1 protein-coding gene is annotated in these 1,001 nt (G+C 37.7%); it reads right to left on the minus strand.

Annotation, left to right across the window (positions count from 1 at the left end):
* Positions 1-36: 36 nt before the first annotated feature.
* The coding region (locus E4T88_RS17195; protein WP_135107539.1) for an OmpA family protein at positions 37-1,001 on the minus strand (965 nt) is incomplete at its 5' end.

Raw genomic sequence — 1,001 nt, forward strand, 5'->3', positions numbered from 1 at the left:
TTTTGTAGCTATTAACAATACTTTAAGACGAAATACTTAGTAATCTCTTTTTGGCATAAAGTTCCAATAGTCGATATTAGTTATTATCTCTACAGTAACCTTGCGATCTCCTTCACGCACGATATGCGATTCGCTAACAGGAGCGTAAGATATCTTCTTACCCACACCACGCGATTTTAGTATATCGGCAGGAACACCTCTGTCTTCCAAAGCTTTTATAACAGATGCTGCACGTCTTCTAGATAAGCCGATATTATATTCAGCACTACCTCTTGCATCAGTATATCCTGTTATCAAGTATTTTTTAGCAGTATTATTATTGAGGATATTAGCAATTTTATCCAACGTTTCATTACTCTCCGGACGAATATCTGATTTGTCAAACTCGAAGTAAATATTGTTGAACAACTCACAAAGTTCAGTAGATGGTGTTTCCACTACTGTAGCAGGTATTTCCACAATTTTCTCAATAATCTGAGGAGGAGACTGGATAATTTTTTCAACATCTACATATTGTACTACCGGTTGAGCTTTCTTGGATTTTCCACCAAGGCGCCACATCAAGCGCACTGTACCCTGAGTAGAATTCGCTACATTTTTGTGAGGCATCATTAACCAGTCACCTTGTAATGCAATACCAAAACGATCGTTCAACCATGCATTTAAACCTATCCCAAATGCAACCGGAAACATTTCGTTACGATCGATACCATCTTTGTTATATAGATTTTCGAGCACCCACGACATTTCTTCAGGTAACGTACCTTCCGATCCGGTATATTTCATATCGAAATTTTTCTTCATATAATTTACCCCTACGCGGAAAAACGGATCTACATATTTAGAGCCAAAATACTCACCTAAACGCCATTGTAAACCAGGGCCTACCATGAAAGCTGTTTTCAACTTATCCTTGCCATCCACATATTGTTCTGTGAAACTAAGATTTCCTTGTACATCCAGATAGAAATGTGTATTCAGTTCACGAGCTATGTATAGAT

The organism is Dysgonomonas mossii, from assembly GCF_004569505.1.
Taxonomy (GTDB): domain Bacteria; phylum Bacteroidota; class Bacteroidia; order Bacteroidales; family Dysgonomonadaceae; genus Dysgonomonas.